The 1,617-nt window shown below is 64.4% G+C and carries 1 protein-coding gene; it reads right to left on the reverse strand.

Annotation, left to right across the window (positions count from 1 at the left end; all coding sequences use genetic code 11):
* Positions 1–40: 40 nt before the first annotated feature.
* Positions 41–1,617: PAS domain S-box protein (locus CAPSK01_RS07645; protein ID WP_034924614.1), on the reverse strand; the 1,577-nt coding region annotated here is incomplete at its 5' end.

The following is a 1,617-nucleotide window of genomic DNA, read 5'->3' on the forward strand; positions in this document are numbered from 1 at the left end:
ACTTGCCGCTGCGCGTGAATTTTTGCGGGGGTGTGAACGGTTACTGCGGTGCGCCCACATCCATGCCGACGCCATCGTCCCGGATGAGCAGCCGAAGGGACTCGCCGTGCTGCCGTCTGGCGAGGACGACCCGCAGCCGCTTAGCGTGTGCATGTTGCGTGACATTGTTCAGGCACTCCTGGACGATGCGATAGATGGCCACCCGCACCGGCGCTGTCGGACAGACCAGCTCCCGATCCAGTGAGGCTCGCCACTCGATCTCCGGATGCTGTTGTCCCCAGACCTCGAGCAGGCTGGCAAGCGCTTCGACAATGCCGGCGGCGTCGAGAATGTTGGGATGCAGGCCTTCCATCAGGCGGTGCGACACCTGGTAGATGGCGCGCGCGGAATCCTCGATCGCCTGCGCTGCGGTCTTGACCCATTCGCGATCGTGTCCGCCATTGCGCTGAATGGCTCCGGCAAAGGCGCGAATCGCCGTCAGGTGCTGGGAAAGTTCATCGTGCAGTTCGCGGGCCAGCTCCGCTCGCTCACGTTCCTGCACCGAGATCAGTTGGCGCACCAGGCGAGTGTTCTCGTCAAGCAGGAGCTGCGTCGCCTCTTCGGCCAGCTTGCGCTCGGTGATGTCCTGGACGGTGCCGACCATGCGCAGGGCTTTTCCATTGGCGGCGCACTCGACCTGACCGAGGCCGTGCATCCAGCGCACCATGCCGTCGCTGGGTCGAATGATCCGGTACTGGCGGTCGAATACTCCCCGCTCGGCGACGACCTGGTGGAAGTAATCGAGCGTTGCCTGCCGGTCCGCCGCATGGAGCAGCCGCTCCCAGCTGCTGACGGTATGTTCACACGCCGGGCCGATGCCGAATATCCGCTCCAGCATCGGACTGCCAATCCAGGATTCCGAGGGCAGTTCGATCAGGTAACTGCCGAGCCGGCCAAGTTCCTGGGCGCGCTGCAGGGCCTGCTCGCTGCGCTTGATCGGGGTCACGTCCACGACCTCGACGAAGAACCCCTGCACCTCGCCGTTGATGATGTCGGGAATGTAACGGGCCAGGGCATGGTTCACCGAACGGCCATCCGGCGACGGGATGGCGCGCTCGAATTGCTGTGCTGCGCCACCCAGTACGGCTTCGATGTAGGGCAGGTTGAGGCGGTAGCGTTCCTCGCCGATCACCTCGCGGATATGTTTGCCCGGGATCGTCGCCGGATCGATGCCGAACCAGTCGCGATAGGCATGATTGGCGAAGCGGTTGCGCAGATTGCGGTCCCAGTAGCCGATCATCGACGAGACGCTGTTCAGCACCGCGTTCAGGTCGCGCTCATTCTGGTGCCGCTCGGAGCGACGCTCCTCGGGCACCCTCTCGGCCAGCTTGCGGGCGCTGATGTCCCGATGACCGACGACCATTCCCTTGATGGCACCCAGCAAGGGAGTGGCGTAACATTCGAACCAGCGTTCGCGATCTGGAGAATGGCAGGGGTACTCAAGCGTGAACAGCGTCTGCCGTCCCGCCAGAACCTCTTCACAGCCGCGCAGGGCAGCCGCTGCCAGCGAATCGATAGCGGCCGCCCTGCGCAATGCCGCCAGATAATCGATGCCGACCCCGGCCGCCAGTGCCGCAC

Source organism: Candidatus Accumulibacter vicinus (genome assembly GCF_000584955.1).
In the GTDB taxonomy this organism is placed as follows: domain Bacteria; phylum Pseudomonadota; class Gammaproteobacteria; order Burkholderiales; family Rhodocyclaceae; genus Accumulibacter; species Accumulibacter vicinus.